General features: G+C 74.0%; 14 protein-coding genes and 1 pseudogene. 7 read left to right on the plus strand and 8 right to left on the minus strand.

Annotated elements, in window-relative coordinates:
* Window positions 1-57: 57 nt before the first annotated feature.
* Window positions 58-210: a hypothetical protein gene (locus tag CHB94_RS25000; protein WP_176445429.1), complete on the plus strand. Its 153-nt coding sequence runs from the start codon at window positions 58-60 to the stop codon at window positions 208-210.
* 44 nt (window positions 211-254) lie between these two features.
* On the opposite strand, the gene CHB94_RS05355 is transcribed toward CHB94_RS25000, so the two are convergent.
* From CHB94_RS05355 to CHB94_RS05390, 8 genes and pseudogenes are all read right to left on the minus strand, one after another.
* The gene (locus tag CHB94_RS05355) at window positions 255-1,835 is read right to left on the minus strand and encodes an AMP-binding protein (protein WP_089335536.1); all 1,581 of its coding nucleotides are present in this window, start codon (window positions 1,833-1,835) and stop codon (window positions 255-257) included.
* A gap of 31 nt (window positions 1,836-1,866) precedes the next feature.
* Window positions 1,867-3,036 carry an acyl-CoA dehydrogenase family protein gene (locus tag CHB94_RS05360; protein WP_254920416.1) on the minus strand — a complete coding sequence of 390 codons (1,170 nt, stop codon included), beginning with the start codon at window positions 3,034-3,036 and terminating at the stop codon, window positions 1,867-1,869.
* Complete coding sequence (locus CHB94_RS05365) at window positions 3,033-5,057, minus strand: ATP-binding protein (RefSeq protein ID WP_089335537.1); 2,025 nt, start codon at window positions 5,055-5,057, stop codon at window positions 3,033-3,035. Before CHB94_RS05365 ends, CHB94_RS05360 begins: the two co-directional genes overlap by 4 nt.
* An 8-nt stretch (window positions 5,058-5,065) precedes the next feature.
* Window positions 5,066-6,628 (minus strand): annotated as a pseudogene (locus tag CHB94_RS05370) (acyl-CoA carboxylase subunit beta).
* 59 nt (window positions 6,629-6,687) lie between these two features.
* The gene (locus CHB94_RS05375; protein ID WP_217899179.1) at window positions 6,688-7,905 is read right to left on the minus strand and encodes an acyl-CoA dehydrogenase family protein; all 1,218 of its coding nucleotides are present in this window, start codon (window positions 7,903-7,905) and stop codon (window positions 6,688-6,690) included.
* Window positions 7,902-9,623, minus strand: a complete 1,722-nt coding sequence (locus tag CHB94_RS05380; protein WP_089335538.1) for an acyclic terpene utilization AtuA family protein — start codon at window positions 9,621-9,623, stop codon at window positions 7,902-7,904. Before CHB94_RS05380 ends, CHB94_RS05375 begins: the two co-directional genes overlap by 4 nt.
* Entirely contained in the window at window positions 9,620-10,426 is an 807-nt protein-coding gene (locus CHB94_RS05385) for a TIGR03084 family metal-binding protein (RefSeq protein ID WP_089335613.1), read from the minus strand. Before CHB94_RS05385 ends, CHB94_RS05380 begins: the two co-directional genes overlap by 4 nt.
* A 43-nt stretch (window positions 10,427-10,469) precedes the next feature.
* Window positions 10,470-11,201 (minus strand): TetR/AcrR family transcriptional regulator, encoded by a 732-nt coding sequence (locus tag CHB94_RS05390; protein ID WP_089335539.1) that lies wholly within the window; start codon window positions 11,199-11,201, stop codon window positions 10,470-10,472.
* Window positions 11,202-11,269: 68 nt separating this feature from the next.
* On the opposite strand from CHB94_RS05390, the gene CHB94_RS05395 reads away from it, so the two are divergent.
* The 6 genes from CHB94_RS05395 (at window position 11,270) to CHB94_RS05410 (ending at window position 14,585) form a co-directional block, all read left to right on the plus strand.
* Window positions 11,270-12,286, plus strand: a complete 1,017-nt coding sequence (locus CHB94_RS05395) for a TIGR03617 family F420-dependent LLM class oxidoreductase (RefSeq protein ID WP_089335540.1) — start codon at window positions 11,270-11,272, stop codon at window positions 12,284-12,286.
* 145 nt (window positions 12,287-12,431) lie between these two features.
* Window positions 12,432-12,569, plus strand: a complete 138-nt coding sequence (locus CHB94_RS25005; protein WP_176445430.1) for a hypothetical protein — start codon at window positions 12,432-12,434, stop codon at window positions 12,567-12,569.
* Window positions 12,570-12,744: 175 nt separating this feature from the next.
* Window positions 12,745-13,386 (plus strand): TetR/AcrR family transcriptional regulator, encoded by a 642-nt coding sequence (locus CHB94_RS05400; protein ID WP_254920417.1) that lies wholly within the window; start codon window positions 12,745-12,747, stop codon window positions 13,384-13,386.
* Window positions 13,387-13,468: 82 nt separating this feature from the next.
* Window positions 13,469-13,894 (plus strand): hypothetical protein, encoded by a 426-nt coding sequence (locus tag CHB94_RS05405; protein ID WP_089335541.1) that lies wholly within the window; start codon window positions 13,469-13,471, stop codon window positions 13,892-13,894.
* A gap of 94 nt (window positions 13,895-13,988) precedes the next feature.
* Complete coding sequence (locus tag CHB94_RS25010; RefSeq protein WP_176445418.1) at window positions 13,989-14,159, plus strand: hypothetical protein; 171 nt, start codon at window positions 13,989-13,991, stop codon at window positions 14,157-14,159.
* Between the two features lie 48 nt (window positions 14,160-14,207).
* A complete protein-coding gene (locus CHB94_RS05410) occupies window positions 14,208-14,585 on the plus strand; it encodes a lipopolysaccharide assembly protein LapA domain-containing protein (protein WP_089335542.1) in 378 nt (125 codons plus the stop codon).
* Window positions 14,586-14,645: the final 60 nt, after the last annotated feature.

Consider the following 14,645-nt stretch of genomic DNA (forward strand, 5'->3'; position numbering starts at 1 on the left):
GCCGGCGGACGTGCGGGCACTGGGCGAGCGGACCCGACGGATCGAGGAGGACCCGCGATGACCGACCCGGACCGCCCCGCGCACACCGCTGAGCCGGCCGAGGGCTCGGAGGAGCCCGGCGACCAGCCCGGCGGCCGGACCCCCCACCCCGACCAGCCCGCCGAGGGTGCGGAGGGCGGCCCCGGCGGGGCGGACACCCCGGACGCCTGAGTCCGCGGGTGGGGCGGGACGGCGATCCCGGCCCCACCGCGGCGTCAGTTCCCGGCGGTCGCCTTCTCCTTCACCCGGAGTTCGCGGCGCAGGATCTTGCCGCTGGCCGACTTCGGCACCGCCTCGATGAACTCGACCTGGCGCACCCGCTTGTACGGGGCGGACCGCTCGGCGACGAACGCCAGGACGTCGTCCTCGGTCGCGCTGCTGCCCGGCGCGCGGACGACGAAGGCCTTGGGCACCTCGTCACCGCGATCGTCGTACACGCCGATCACCGCGGCGTCCGCGACGTCGGGTGAGGCCAGCAGCACGGCCTCGAGCTCGGCCGGCGCCACCTGGTAGCCCTTGTACTTGATCAGCTCCTTGACCCGGTCGACGACGTGCCACCAGCCGTTCTCGTCGACGGTCCCGATGTCGCCGGTGTGCAGCCAGCCGTCGGCGTCGATGAGGGTGTCGGTCTCCTCCTGGCGGCCGAAGTGGCCCTTCATCCGCTGCGGGCCGCGGATCCAGATCTCGCCCTCCTCACCGAACCCCACGTCCTCGCCGGTCTCGACCGACACCAGCCGCGCCTCGGTGGAGGGGAAGAGCTTGCCGATGGTGCCGGGCGGCGCGTCGTGCGCGGTGCCGTCGGGGACGAGGTGGGTGCCGGGTGACAGCTCGGTCATCCCGTAGGCCTGGCCTAGTTCGGCGCCCATGCGGCGGGAGGCCAGCGCGCCGAGCTCGGCGTCCAGCGGCGCGGCGGCGGACAGGATGAACTCGAGCGCGGAGAAGTCGCGCCCCTCGAACGCGGGGTGCTTGGCCATCGCGAGCACCACCGGCGGCGCCACGTAGGCGCGGGTGATCCGGTGCTGCTCGAGGACGTCGATGAACCGGTCGAGCTCGAAGCGCGGCAGCACGACGACCGTCGCGCCCTTCCGCAGCGCGACGTTCATCAGCACGGTCATCCCGTAGATGTGGAAGAACGGCAGGACGGCGACGATGCGGTCCTCGCTGGTCATGGTGTGGACGGCGTCGATCTGCGCCAGGTTCACGCCGATGCTCGCGTGGGTGAGCATCACGCCCTTCGGCAGGCTGGTGGTGCCCGAGGAGTAGGGCAGCACGGCGACGTCCTCGGCGGCGTCCACGGCCACCTCCGGTACCGGACCCGTTGAGGCGAGCAGCTCCTGCACGCTGCGGTGCCCCTCGACCGTGTCACAGGTCCACACCGGCCGGTCGCCGGCCGCCTCCACCGCGACCGGCAGCAGCGCGCCGACCGTGATCACCATCGAGGCATTGCTGTCCTCGAGCTGGTTGGCCATGTCCTTCGCCGTGGCCAGGGCCGAGAGCGTGGTGACCGTGGCCCCGGCGCGGCTGGCCGCGTAGAAGACGACCGGATAGAGCACGGTGTTCGGGCTGTGCAGCGCGACGACGTCGCCGGGCCGCACCCCGATCTCGGCGAAGCCGGCCGCCATCCGCTCGACCATCCGGGCGAGCTGGGCGTAGGTGATCGTCTGGCCGCTGACGCCGTCGATCAGCGCGGGATGGTCCCCCCGGTCGGCGGCATCCGCCAGCACCGTCTGCCAGATCGGCGTCGTCGGGGTGTCCACCGGCGGGTACTCGCTGGTGTGGATACGCGGTGCGGACATCGTCGTCCTTCCGTTCGGGGGGCCGAAGTGGTCAGTAGGAGCGGGGCAACTGCAGGTCGTGCTGGGCGACGAAGCTCAGGATCATCTCGCGGCTGACCGGCGCGATCCGGCTCACGCGGGAGATCGCGAGGAGGGCGGCGACGCCGTACTCCTGCGAGAGGCCGTTGCCGCCGTGGGTCTGGATCGCCTGGTCGACGGTGCGGGCGGCGGCCTCGGCGGCGGCGTACTTCGCGCTGTTGGCGGCCGTCCCCGCGTCCTGGCCGGAGTCGATGAGCCAGGCGGCCTTCTGGGTCATGAGCCGGGCCAGCTCGATCTCGATCTGGCAGGCGGCCAGCGGGTGCGCCAGGCCCTGGTGGGCGCCGATCGGCGTCCCCCAGACCTGCCGCTGCCGCGCGTACTCCGTCGCCTTGCGCATGGCCAGCCGGGCGACGCCGAGGGAGTAGGCCGCGGCCATCACCCGCTCGGGGTTGAGCCCGGCGAACAGCTGCGCGATGCCCTGGTCGGGGTGGCCCACGAGGGCGTCGCCGGGCAGCCGGACGTCGTCGAGGAAGACCTGGAACTGCCGTTCCGGGCTGACCAGCTCCATCGGGATCGGGTGCGCGGTCACGCCAGGGGCATCGGTGGGGACGACGAACAACGCCGGGCGCAGTCTCTTCCCGGAGGTTCCCGCCCGGCCGTCGGCCAGCCTGCCCACGACGAGCAGCGCGTCGGCCTGGTCGACGCCGCTGATCCACACCTTCCGGCCGGTGAGCACCCATTCGTCGCCGTCCCGGCGGGCGACGGTGCTGATCTCGTGCGAGTTGGACCCGGCGTCGGGCTCGGTGATCGCGAAACCCATGGTCTGCGAGCCGTCGGCGAGCGCCGGGAGCCAGCGCTCCTTCTGCTCCGGCGTGCCGAAGCGGCTGATCACGGTGCCGCAGATCGCCGGCGAGACCACCATCATGAGCAGCGGACAGCCCGCGGCGCCGAGCTCCTCGAGGACGATCGACAGCTCGACCAGGCCACCGCCCCCGCCGCCGTACTCCTCGGGCAGGGTCACCCCGAGGAAGCCGGCCTTGCCCGCCTCCGCCCACAGCGCGTCGGTGCGGCCGCCGGAGCGGGCCTGTTCCAGGAAGTAGGACTGGCCGTAGCGGGAGCCGAGGTGGGCCACCGCTGCCCGCAGCGCCCGCAGCTCCTCGCCCTCGTCGAAGTCCAGGCTCACCCTTCTCCTTCCGCCTCGATCACGGCGAGCACGGCGCCCGCGTCCACCTGAGCCCCCAGGACGACGTCCAGGGAGCGCACCACACCCGTGGCCGGTGCCACGACGGGGTGCTGCATCTTCATCGCCTCGAGCACGAGCAGCTGCTGCCCGGCCGTGACCGCGTCCCCGACCGCGACGCGGACGGCGGTGACGGTGCCGGGCATCGGCGCGACCAGCGACCCCTCGGCCACGGTCGCCGCGGCGTCGGGGAAGCGGGGCAGCGTCCGCAGCCGCAGGGACCAGCCGTCGCCGTCGACGTCCACGGCGTCGCCGACGGCATGCACCGCGAGCCGGCGCTCCACGCCGGCGACCTCGAGCACCACCTCGTCCGGCGTCGCGGAGATCAGGACGACGTCGTCGCGGCCCTCGACGACCAGCCCGGCACGCGTGCGCCGGTAACCGACCTCGACGGTCGTGCCCGCGACCTCGAACGCGGCCGACTGCGGCTGTGACGGGACGTTCCGCCACCCGCTCGGCAGCTCCCCCAGCACCCGGGCGTCGCGTCGCCGGGCGGCGGCCGCGGCGAGCGGGGCGGCGAGGACGGCGAGGTCCACCTCGTCCGGCCCGGCCAGCGGGGCGGCGAGCGCGTCCAGCCCGATGCGGTCGAAGAACGCCGTGTCGATGCGGCCGGCCAGGAAGTCCGGGTGGCGGAGGGTGCGCACCAGCAGGTCCCTGTTGGTGGTGACGCCGTGCACCCGCGCCCCGGCGAGCGCGGCGGCGAGCCGCCCCGCGGCCTCCGCCCGCGTCGGCGCCCAGGACACGACCTTGGCCAGCATCGGGTCGTAGGCCACGCCGACCGGGGTGCCGTCGACGACGCCGGCGTCGAGCCGGATGCCCGGCCGGTCGGGGACGTCGAACTCCGTCCGCACGCCCGGCACGGCGAAGCGGCTGATCGTGCCGCTGGACGGGCGCCACCCCTGGGCCGGGTCCTCGGCATAGAGGCGGACCTCGATCGCGGCACCGTTGGACCGCGGCGGTTCGGCGGGCAGCCGCTCCCCTGCGGCGATCCGCAGCTGCCAGCCGACGAGGTCCAGCCCCGTGACGCACTCGGTGACGGGGTGCTCGACCTGCAACCGGGTGTTGGTCTCCAGGAACCAGAAGGCCGCCGGCTCGCCCGGTCGCGGAGTGCGCGCCAGGAACTCCACGGTGCCGGCCCCGACGTAGTCGATCGCCTTCGCGGCGGCCACGGCCGCGGCCGACAGCTCGGCGCGCAGGTCGTCGTCCACCATGGGGGACGGCGTCTCCTCCACGACCTTCTGGTGCCGGCGCTGCAGCGAGCACTCCCGCTCCCCGAGCGACCACACGGTGCCGTGGGCATCGGCGAGGACCTGGACCTCCAGGTGCCGGCCGGCCTCGACGTAGGGCTCGCAGAACACGGTGGGGTCGCCGAACGCCGACGCCGCCTCGGCGCGGGCGGTCGCGATCTCGTCGGGGAGATCGGGGAGCGCGCGCACCACCCGCATCCCCCGGCCCCCACCACCTGCCGACGCCTTGATCAGCACCGGCAGGTCGGCCTCGGTCACCTCGGCCGGGTCCAGTTCCGGCAGGACGGGCACACCGGCGCCCGCCATCAGCTTCTTGGCCTCGACCTTCGAGCCCATCGCGGCGATGGCGGCCGGCGGGGGACCGATCCAGATGAGTCCGGCGTCGATCACCGCCTGCGCGAACCCGGCGTTCTCCGACAGGAAGCCGTAGCCGGGGTGGATTGCGTCGGCGCCGGAGCTGCGTGCGGCGTCGAGCAGCAGGTCGATGCGCAGATAGGTGTCGCCGGGAGCGGACCCGGGAAGCCGGACGGCGCGGTCGGCGTCGGCGCGGTGCGGGCTGTCGGCGTCCGCATCGGAGTACACCGCCACGGTGCCGATCCCCAGGTCACGGCAGGTGCGGAAGACCCGCCGGGCGATCTCGCCACGGTTGGCGACCAGGACTCTGGTGATCGGCTTCTCGGCAGACCGCTTCTCGGAGGACCGCTTCTCGGAGGGCATTGCTCCACTCACATCCGGAAGACGCCGAAACCGGCTGATTGCCGCAGACCGCCCGATCCCGACCCGATGCCCTCGACCTCGCCGCTGGCGATCGCCGAGAGGCACAGGCCCAGCACGGTCCGGGTGTCGCGGGGGTCGATGATCCCGTCGTCGTAGACCCGTCCGGAGAGGAAGGCCGGCAGCGACTCCGCCTCGATCTGCGCCTCGACCGCCGCGCGCATGGCGGCGTCGCCTTCCTCGTCGAACGCCGTCCCCCTGGCCTCCGCGGCGGCACGCGCCACGATGGACAGAACGCCGGCGAGCTGGGCCGGGCCCATCACCGCGGACTTCGCCGACGGCCAGGCGAACAGGAAGCGGGGGTCGAACGCCCGGCCGCACATGCCGTAGTGGCCGGCGCCGTAGGAGGCGCCGAGCAGCACCGACAGGTGCGGCACCCGGCTGTTCGCGACGGCGTTGATCATCATCGCGCCGTGCTTGATGATCCCGGCCTGCTCGTACTCCCGGCCGACCATGTAGCCCGTCGTGTTGTGCAGGAAGACCAGCGGGGTGTCGGTCTGGTTGGCCAGCTAGATGAACTGGGCGGCCTTCTGCGCCTCCTGGCTGAACAGCACGCCCTGCGCGTTGGCGAGGATCCCGACCGGGCGGCCGTGGATGCGCGCCCAGGCGGTGACCAGGCTGGACCCGTACCGCGGCTTGACCTCGTCCAGATCGGAGTCGTCCACGATCCGGGCCAGCACCTCGCGGGGATCGAAGGGCTGGGCGAGATCGGCGCCGACGATGCCGAGCAGCTGGTCCTCGTCGTACCGGGGCGGCAGGGACGGGCTGGGCTCGGGACCCCGCTTGCGCCAGTTGAGCCGCGCGACGATCCGCCGGCCGATCCGGATCGCGTCCCTCTCGTCGACGGCCACGTGGTCGGCCAGACCGCTCACCCGGCCGTGCATCGCGGCACCGCCCAGCTCCTCCTCGTCGGCGATCTCGCCCGTGGCCATCCGCACCAGCGGGGGTCCACCGAGGAAGACCTTCGCGCCGCCGTCGACCATCACGACGTGATCACTCATGCCGGGCACGTAGGCCCCGCCGGCGGTGGAGTTGCCGAACACCAGCGCGATCGTGGGGATGCCGGCGGCGGAGAGGCGGGTGAGGTCGCGGAAGATCTGCCCGCCGGGGATGAAGATCTCCTTCTGGGTGGGCAGGTCGGCGCCGCCGGACTCGACGAGGTTGATCAGGGGCAGCCGGTTCTCCCGGGCGATCTGCATCGCGCGGAGGGTCTTCTTGAGCGTCCAGGGGTTGCTGGCCCCGCCGCGGACCGTGGGGTCGTTGGCGATCAGCACGCACTCGACGTCCTCGACGACGCCCACGCCGGTCACGACGCTGGCGCCGACGGCGAAGTCGGAGCCCCACGCGGCCAGCGGGGAGAGCTCGAGGAAGGGGCTGTCCGGGTCGATCAGCAGCTCGATCCGCTCGCGGGGCAGCAGCTTGCCCCGCTTCCGGTGCCGGGCGATCGCCTTCTCGCCACCGCCTGCCAGGGCCCGTGCGTGCTCGCCGTCGAGCTCGGCCAGGGCCTGGAGCATGGCCGCGCGGTTGGCGGTGAACTGCGCGGAGGCCGGATCGAGGGTGCTCCGGTGGACGGTCACCGAGCCGCCCGGGTCCGGCCGTCCCCGGCCCGCACGTCCACGGCTCGCACGTCCACGGCATAGCCGAGCAGCCGGCCGGCCAGGTCGGCGAGCACCTCGGTCGCACCGCCGCCGATGCCCAGGATCCGCACGTCGCGGTAGTGCCGTTCCACTTCCGACTCCCTCAGGTAACCCATGCCGCCGTGCAGCTGGACGGCCTGGTCGACGACCCACTCGCCGGCCGCCACAGCTGCGTTCTTCGCCAGGCAGGCGTCGGCCGTGACGTCCTCCCCCGCGGCATGCCGGACGACGACCGACCGGGTGTACGTGCGGGCCAGTTCCACCCGTTGATGCGCCTCGACCAGCCGGTGGACGACGGCCTGCCGCCCGGCCAGCGGGACACCGAACGTCGTCCGGTCCTGCGTCCATCGCCGGGTGAGCGCCAGCGCCCGGGCGGCGACGGCGTAGGCGTGCACGGCCAGGGCCAGCCGCTCGGTCACGAACTGCCGCATGATCTGGCCGAACCCGCTGCCCTCGGGGCCGACCAGGTTGGCTGCCGGCACCCGCGCGCCGGCGTAGGAGAGCTCCGCGGTGTCGGAGCAGAGCCAGCCCATCTTGGCCAGCCGCCTGCTCACGGTGAACCCCGGTGTCCCGCGCTCCACGACCAGCAGGCTGACCCCGCGGGTGCCCGGGCCACCGGTGCGCACGGCGGTGGTGACGAAGTCGGCACGCGTGCCGCTGGTGATGAAGGTCTTGGCGCCGTCGACGACGTACTCGTCCCCGTCACGGACGGCCCGGGTGCGCAGCGCGGCGACGTCCGAGCCGGCATCGGGCTCGGTCACCGCCAGCGACCCGATCAGCTCCCCGGCCCGGGTGGGCCGCACGAAGCGGTCGATGAGGTCGGCGTTCCCCGACGCGACGATGTGCGGCAGCGCGATCGCATGGGTGAACAGCGCTGCGAGCAGCCCGGACGAGGCACCGGCCTCGACCATCGCCTCCATCATCGTCACGACGTCGACCAGGTCGCCGCCCTGCCCGCCGACCTCCTCGGGCATCCCGATCCCGAGCAACCCGGCCGCCGCCGCCTCGCGGTGCAGCGAGCGGGGGATCTCGCCGGCCTCCTCCCACGCCGCCAGCCCCGGCACGACGTGCCGGCGGACGAAGCCGGCCGCCGACTCGCGCAGCGCCGACCGTTCCGGCGTCGTCCAGGGATCCGCCAGCCGCCCGACCGTCACAGGAACTCCTCCGGGATCTCCAGCGTGCGGCTGAGCAACCACTCACCGATCGCCTTCCCCTGCGGGTCGAAGCGGGTGCTGGCCGCCACGCCCCGGCCGAGCAGCCCATCGATCACGATGTTGACCGCGCGCAGGTTCGGCAGCGGATGCACGTCGACGGGCAGCCCGGCCGCCTCGGGGAGCAGCTCGCGCACACGGTCGGGCGTGAGCGTGGCCGCGAGCCAGGCGGCGGCCCCGTCCGTGCGCGCCCAGATCCCGATGTTCGCGGTGCCGCCCTTGTCGCCACTGCGCGCCCGCGCCACCGCGCCCAGCGGCGCCGACCGGGTGGGTCCGTCGACGGTCGTGCTCCGAGTGCCACTGCACTCAGCGCACGAGCTTCCGGAGGACACCTCCTGAATGGGTCGGGTTCCCTCCGGCGGGGCGACGTCCACCCGCGAGCCGTCGGGGAGGACGGCGACGTGCGGCACCTCGGTCTGCGGCACGTAGGCCGCGGTGTAGACGCCGTAGGGCGAGCCGTTGCCGGGTGGCGCGGTCAGGTGGAAGCCGGGGTAGCCGGCGAGCGCCATCTCGACGGCGGCCCCGCTGAAGGCCCGCCCGACGACGTCCGGCGAGGGGTCGAGCGCCTGGCAGCGGAGGAGCACGCTGGCGCCGGCCTCGGTGTCGGCGTCCGCCCGCCCGTCCCCGAGCTGGGACCAAACCAGCTCCGCGGGCCGCGCCGGGAGCGCGGCCTCGAACTGGGCCCGGACGAAGGCGGGTTTCGCGTCGATGCGGTCACCGGTGAGCACGAACGTGACCTCGTTGCGGTGGCCGCCGAGGGAGTTGAGGCAGACCTTCGTGGTGGGCGGCGGGCGCTCGCCCCGGACACCGGAGATGCGCACGCGGTCGGGGCCGTCGTCGTGCAGCTCGATCGTGTCGAACCGGGCGACGACGTCGGGGCCGCCGTAGCGCGGGCCACCGATCTCGTACAGCAGCTGGGCGGTGACGGTGTCGCGGTCGACGACGCCGCCGGTGCCGGGGTGCTTGGTGAGGACGCACGACCCGTCGGCCGAGATCTCGGCCAGGGGGAAGCCGGGGTGCAGCAGCTTCTCCAGCGGGTGCTCGTCGAAGCACGACAGGTTGCCGCCGGTCGCCTGGGCGCCGCACTCGAGCACGTGCCCGGCGACCACCGCCCCCGCCAGTGCGTCGAGGTCGTCGCGGCCCCAGCCGAAGCGCGCGATCGCGGGGCCGACCACGAGCGAGGCGTCGGTGACCCGCCCCGTGACCACGACGTCGGCGCCGGCCCGCAGGCACTCGGCGATCCCGAAGGCGCCCAGGTAGGCGTTCGCCGTCAGCGGCGAGCCGAGGCCCAGCTCGGCGGCGCGCGGGAGCAGGTCGTCCCCCTCGATGTGCGCGACGGAGGCGCCGACCCCAAGCCGGCCGGCCAGCTCGCGCAGCGCGCCGGCGAGGCCGGCCGGGTTCAGCCCGCCGGCGTTGACCACGATCCGCACGCCACGGTCCACGGCCAGCCCGAGGCACTCCTCCATCTGGCCGAGGAAGGTGCGGGCGTATCCCCGGGAGGGGTCCTTGGCGCGGTCCCGCCCGAGGATCAGCAGGGTGAGCTCGGCCAGGTAGTCGCCGGTGAGAACGTCGAGCGGCCCGCCCTCGAGCATCTCCCGCACCGCGGCCCGCCGGTCGCCGTAGAAACCCGAGGCGTTGCCGATCCGCAGCGGCGCGGTCACGCCTCCGCCCCCGAGGCCGGCCGACCCGGACCGGGTGGTCCGGCGAACGCCTGCGCGAGGTCCAGCCAGCGGTCGGCGTCCGGCCCCGCGGCACGCAGCGCCAGGTCGGCGCGGTGCCGGCGCTGGGTGACCCGCAGGCAGAAGTCCAGCGCCGGGCCGGTGACCCGCTGGGCGGCGTCCTCGGGCCCCCAGCTCCAGGTGGACCCGTCCGGCGCGGCCAGTTCCACCCGGAGCGGCTCGGCGGGAGCGGGCAGGCGGTGCTGGATGAAGGCGAAGTCGCGCGTGCGGACGCCGAGGTGGGCGATGTGCCGCAGCCGGGCGGTTGCCGACGGCGGCAGGCGGAGCGCGTCGGTGATGTCGAGACCGTGCGCCCAGGTCTCCATCAGGCGTGCGGTGGCCATCGAGGCGGCGCTCATCGGCGGACCGAACCAGGGCAGCTTCGTTCCGTGCGGCAGGGCGGCCAGCCGGTCCGCCAGCTCTGCGCGGCCGGACCGCCAGCGGGCGAGCAGGCGCTCCGGTCGGTCGGCGGCACCCGCCGCGGCCGCGTCGTCGACGAGCGCGGTCAGCTGCGGACCCGCGGCTGCGACGGCTGCGGAGAAGCCTTCCGGATCGGTCGCCGCGCACAGGGCCTGGTCGTCGGTCCAGGCGAGGTGGGCGATCTGGTGGGCGACGGTCCAGCCGTCGGCCGGCGTCGGCTCGAGCCAGGCGGTGTCCCCGAGGCCGGCCACGACGTCGTCGAGAGCGGCGCCCTCGGCGGCGAGATCGGCGAGCAGCTCGTACAGCAGCGCCGAGGGGTCTGGCACGGCCACCTCCACGCTCCGACGATCCCACTGACCGCCCGTACGGTCAGCTTGGGGTGTGATCCACGTCGCAGTCAAGACCCGGAGCGCGAGCCGCACGGACGACCTCCGCCACGACCCTCGCGACCTCGCCGTCCGGATGACCGAGGACTTGGGCCGCACCCGGATCGGTCAGCACGCCACCGAGGAAGGTGTCGACGAACGAGGCGGCCACCTCGGATGCGCTGCGGGGACCTTCGGGGTCGAACCAGGTCCACATCCAGTGCACGGCTCCGAAGAGCTGGAGCGTGCGCAGCCGGTCGTCGCCCGGCCGGAACTCGCCGCCCGCCGTCCCCTCGGCCAGGACGCCGACGACCAGTTCCCGGTACTCGTGACGCAGCGCCTGCGACGTCTCCATCCCTGGAGCGGAGGCGAAGCGGACCACCTCGCGCTGGAACGCGATCGTCGCGGTCCGGTCGACCACCTGGTAGTGGACGCCCAACTGCACGAAGGCCGCCAGGCGCTCGGCCGGCCGCGTCAGCCGCTCCCAGATGAGCTGCACCTCGGCCAGCCGGCGGCGCATGTAGCCCTCGTGCAGCTCGCGCAGCATCCGGTCCTTGGTGCCGAAGTGGTGGACGATCGTGCCCTTGCTGATGCCGAGCTCCACGGCGAGGTCACCGAAGTTGGTGCCGTCGTAGCCGCGTTCGGCCACCGCCCGGGTGAAGGCCGCGAGGATCTCCGCGCGGCGGCTGTCACGGCGCGGGGCGGGGCCGTCGGGGACGACGGGGCGGGCGACCACCCCCTGACCGTACGGACGGACGGTCCCCTCTGGCCAGCGCCGGGTCGCGTGGTGCAGGCTCCCGTACCGTGCTCCTCGACGCCGCGCTGCTGTCCACCGGGATCGACGACGTCGCGGCCACCGCGCGCGACCTGGAGGCCCGCGGCTACGCCGGCGTCTGGGCCTCGGAGGCCGACCACGACCCGTTCCTCCCGCTGCTCTCCGCTGGCCAGGCGACCAGCCGGCTCCAGGTGGGCACGGCCATCGCGGTCGCGTTCGCCCGGTCGCCGATGACCCTGGCCATGACCGCGCACGATCTGCAGCGCTACACGCGCGGCCGCTTCGTCCTGGGGCTGGGCAGCCAGGTGAAGCCGCACGTGGAGCGCCGGTTCTCCATGCCGTGGAGCCCGCCGGTCGAGCGCATGCGGGAGTACGTGGCCGCACTACGGGCCATCTGGAGCGCCTGGCAGGACGGCACCCGGCTGCGGTTCGAGGGCGAGCACTACCGCCACACGTTGATGACGCCGATGTTCTCGCCGCCCGCCCACCCGTGGGGCGCGCCGCCGGTGCACCTGGCCGCCGTCGGGCCGGGGATGACCCGGCTCGCCGGCGAGGTGGCCGACGGACTGCTCGCCCACGGCTTCACCACCGCCCGCTACCTGCGCGAGCGCACCCTGCCCGCCCTCCAGGAGGGGCTCGCCGCGTCCGGTCGCGCGCGGGATGAGGTGACGATCAGCCTGCCCGGGTTCGTGGTCACCGGGCGCACCGAGCCGGAGCGCGCCGCGGCCGCCGCGGCCGTGAAGGCGACCGTCGCCTTCTACGGCAGCACGCCCGCCTACCGGCCCGTGCTCGAACTGCACGGCTGGGACGCCCTGGCCGACGAGCTGCACGCGCTGTCGGTGGGCCGCCGCGAGGACAAGTGGACGGCGATGCGTGACCTGGTCGACGACGAGGTGCTGGAGACGTTCGCGGTCGTCGGCGACCCCGACGAGATCGGCCCGCTCGCGCGGAAGCGGTTCGACGGTCTGGTCGACAGGTTCAGCGTCTACGCGTCCTACCCCGCACCGATCGAGCTCTGGGACCCCCTGATGGCAGCGTTCCGCTGACGAACGCTCCGCTGGGAGCCGCGCCTCGCAGCAGAGGAGCACCCGCCCCCACCAGCGGGGACGTGACTCACCTCTCATCCCTCGTGGGGAGGATCACCACCCCCAGGCTGTTTCTCCGGCGCGGGGTGAGGGCAGGCTGGTCGGCATGGAGGACACCCAGCGCGACGCACGAGTATCCGACGACTCCACCGAGGTCCACACCGAGGAGTCCCGCACGCCGGAGCCGGCGGCCGTGACGGTCGCCCGCATGCTGGCCAACCCGCGCCGCATCCGCCGGAGCTGACCCCCGCGCCGGGGGTGCCGCCCAGCGGCGACCCGGCGTTGGTCACCGTCCGTGGCCACACCGGCCCCACCGGCCCCCGGCGTCTCGCGGAACACGCATGCCCCTCATCACTCAGAGCGATCAACCCCGGCGCGCCGCGAACTGATCCGTCACGCATGTGATGCACCATCGCTGCGTGACCGCCGCCCTGCCCCTCGCCGCCGACGACGCCTTCGCTGCCGCCGACGGCGGCGCCCCGGTTCGCCGCAGCCGCGCGGAGCGGCAGGCGATCGTGCTGGACACCGCCGAGCGGCTCTTCGCCGGCCGGAGTTCGCGCAGTGTCGGCATGGACGAGCTCGTCCGCGAGACCGGCCTGGGCAAGATGACGGTGTACCGGCTCTTCAAGAGCAAGGACGACCTGGTCGGGGCCTACCTCTCCCGCAAGGCGGCCACGGTCCTCGCCTTCATCGACGCCGAGCTGGTCCGGCTGGAGGGTGACCCCCGCGCCGCCCTGCTCTCGGTGGTGGACGCCGTCGAGCGCGACGTGACGCGCACCGGCTTCCGCGGCTGCCCCTTCACCAACGTCAGCAGCGAGTACGACGACCCGCAGCACCCTGCGCGGTCGGCCGCCGCGGACTACAAGTTCGAGTTGCACACGCGCCTGGAGCGGCTGGCCGAGGAGGTCGCCCCGGGCAACGGCGAGGACCTCGCCGCCCAGATGCACCTGATCATCGACGGCATGTACCTCTCCGGGGGCCTGCTCGGGCCCGACGGCCCGGCCGCGCACGGCCGCCGGCTCGCCGAGCGCCTGATCGCCATCGCCGTCGGCGCCGTCTGATCCAGCCGTCGGCGCCGTCCGACCGAGCCGTCGGTGCGGGCCTGACGCGTGGCCGTTCCCGCTCCTCCGGCACCATGAGCCGGTGACGACCGACCGGACCCGGCCCGACCTCGACGACACCACCGTCGAGGGCCTCGGCAAGCTCTCCGAGGCGCTCGAGACCGTCGAGCAGGCACGCGGCATGCTCTACGGCTTCCACCAGCTGACCGGCAAGGCCGACCTGCTGCTCCAGGACGCCGTCGATCTGCTCCGGCAGGCCGGGCACACCGCCCTCGCTGACGACCTGGACCGCGATCTGGTGGGCCGCAACGTCGTCGCCGACCGGTGGACCTTCCAGATCGTCGAGGACTACGACGCGAACTACTGGGCCACGTTCCGGGACCTCGACGGACGGGCCCGGACCGAGCTGGCCGACGGCGACCGGCACGTGTACGAGGCCCGCATGAAGCAGCGGGAACGGAGCACCGGGCACCCCCGCCACGAGGCGGGCCCCGCCCTCGCCGACTGAGGGTCCGCCCGGCCGGCAGCGACGCGGGCAACGGCTCTCGCGGCTCGGGGCGGGCGAATTGGCGACGGTCTCGCCCGAGGGCGACGATGTCCACGTGACCATGCCTGATGAGGACAACGCCGGATCCGACCGCCACGCGCGCCCCATCGGCAGCGAGGTCGCCCCTCCCGCGGACCCGGAGTCGCAGGGCGGGGAGCCCGGCCCCGCCAGCGGAGTCGCCGGACCGAGCTACCCGCCGGCCGAGACCGAGCCCGACGCACAGTGAGCGCGGAGTGCTCTGCGCCCACCCGGTCAGGGCACCACACTTGAGGGCGTGACGACTCCCGATCCACGCCCCCCCGGCACCCCCGGCACCGACCCCACCCTCGGCTCGCGTGGGAATGAGCCGGCGGGCCCGCCGCCGGCCACGTCCACCGGTCCGGCCACTCCTGCCCCGGCGCCCCAGCAGCCGGCGCGGGGCACCGGTCGCACGATCCGTCGCACGCTCGCACTCTCGCTGCTCATCTTCGTGACGGTCGTCCTGGTGCTGTTCGTCGTCTTCAACACCCAGACCGTCGACATCAGCCTGGTCTTCACCGACGTGCGCGCCCCCCTGGTCGTGGCGCTGCTGGTGGCGGCCGCGCTGGGCGGGGCCATCGTCGGGTTGTTCGACGCCGTCATGGTGGCGCGCGGGCGCCGGAAGAGGCGCTGATCGGTGAGTGACACACCCCGTCGGGGCGTGTCACTCATGGAGCACTTGCTCGTTGCTACC

It is taken from the genome of Blastococcus mobilis (genome assembly GCF_900188025.1).
Lineage (GTDB): Bacteria > Actinomycetota > Actinomycetes > Mycobacteriales > Geodermatophilaceae > Blastococcus_B > Blastococcus_B mobilis.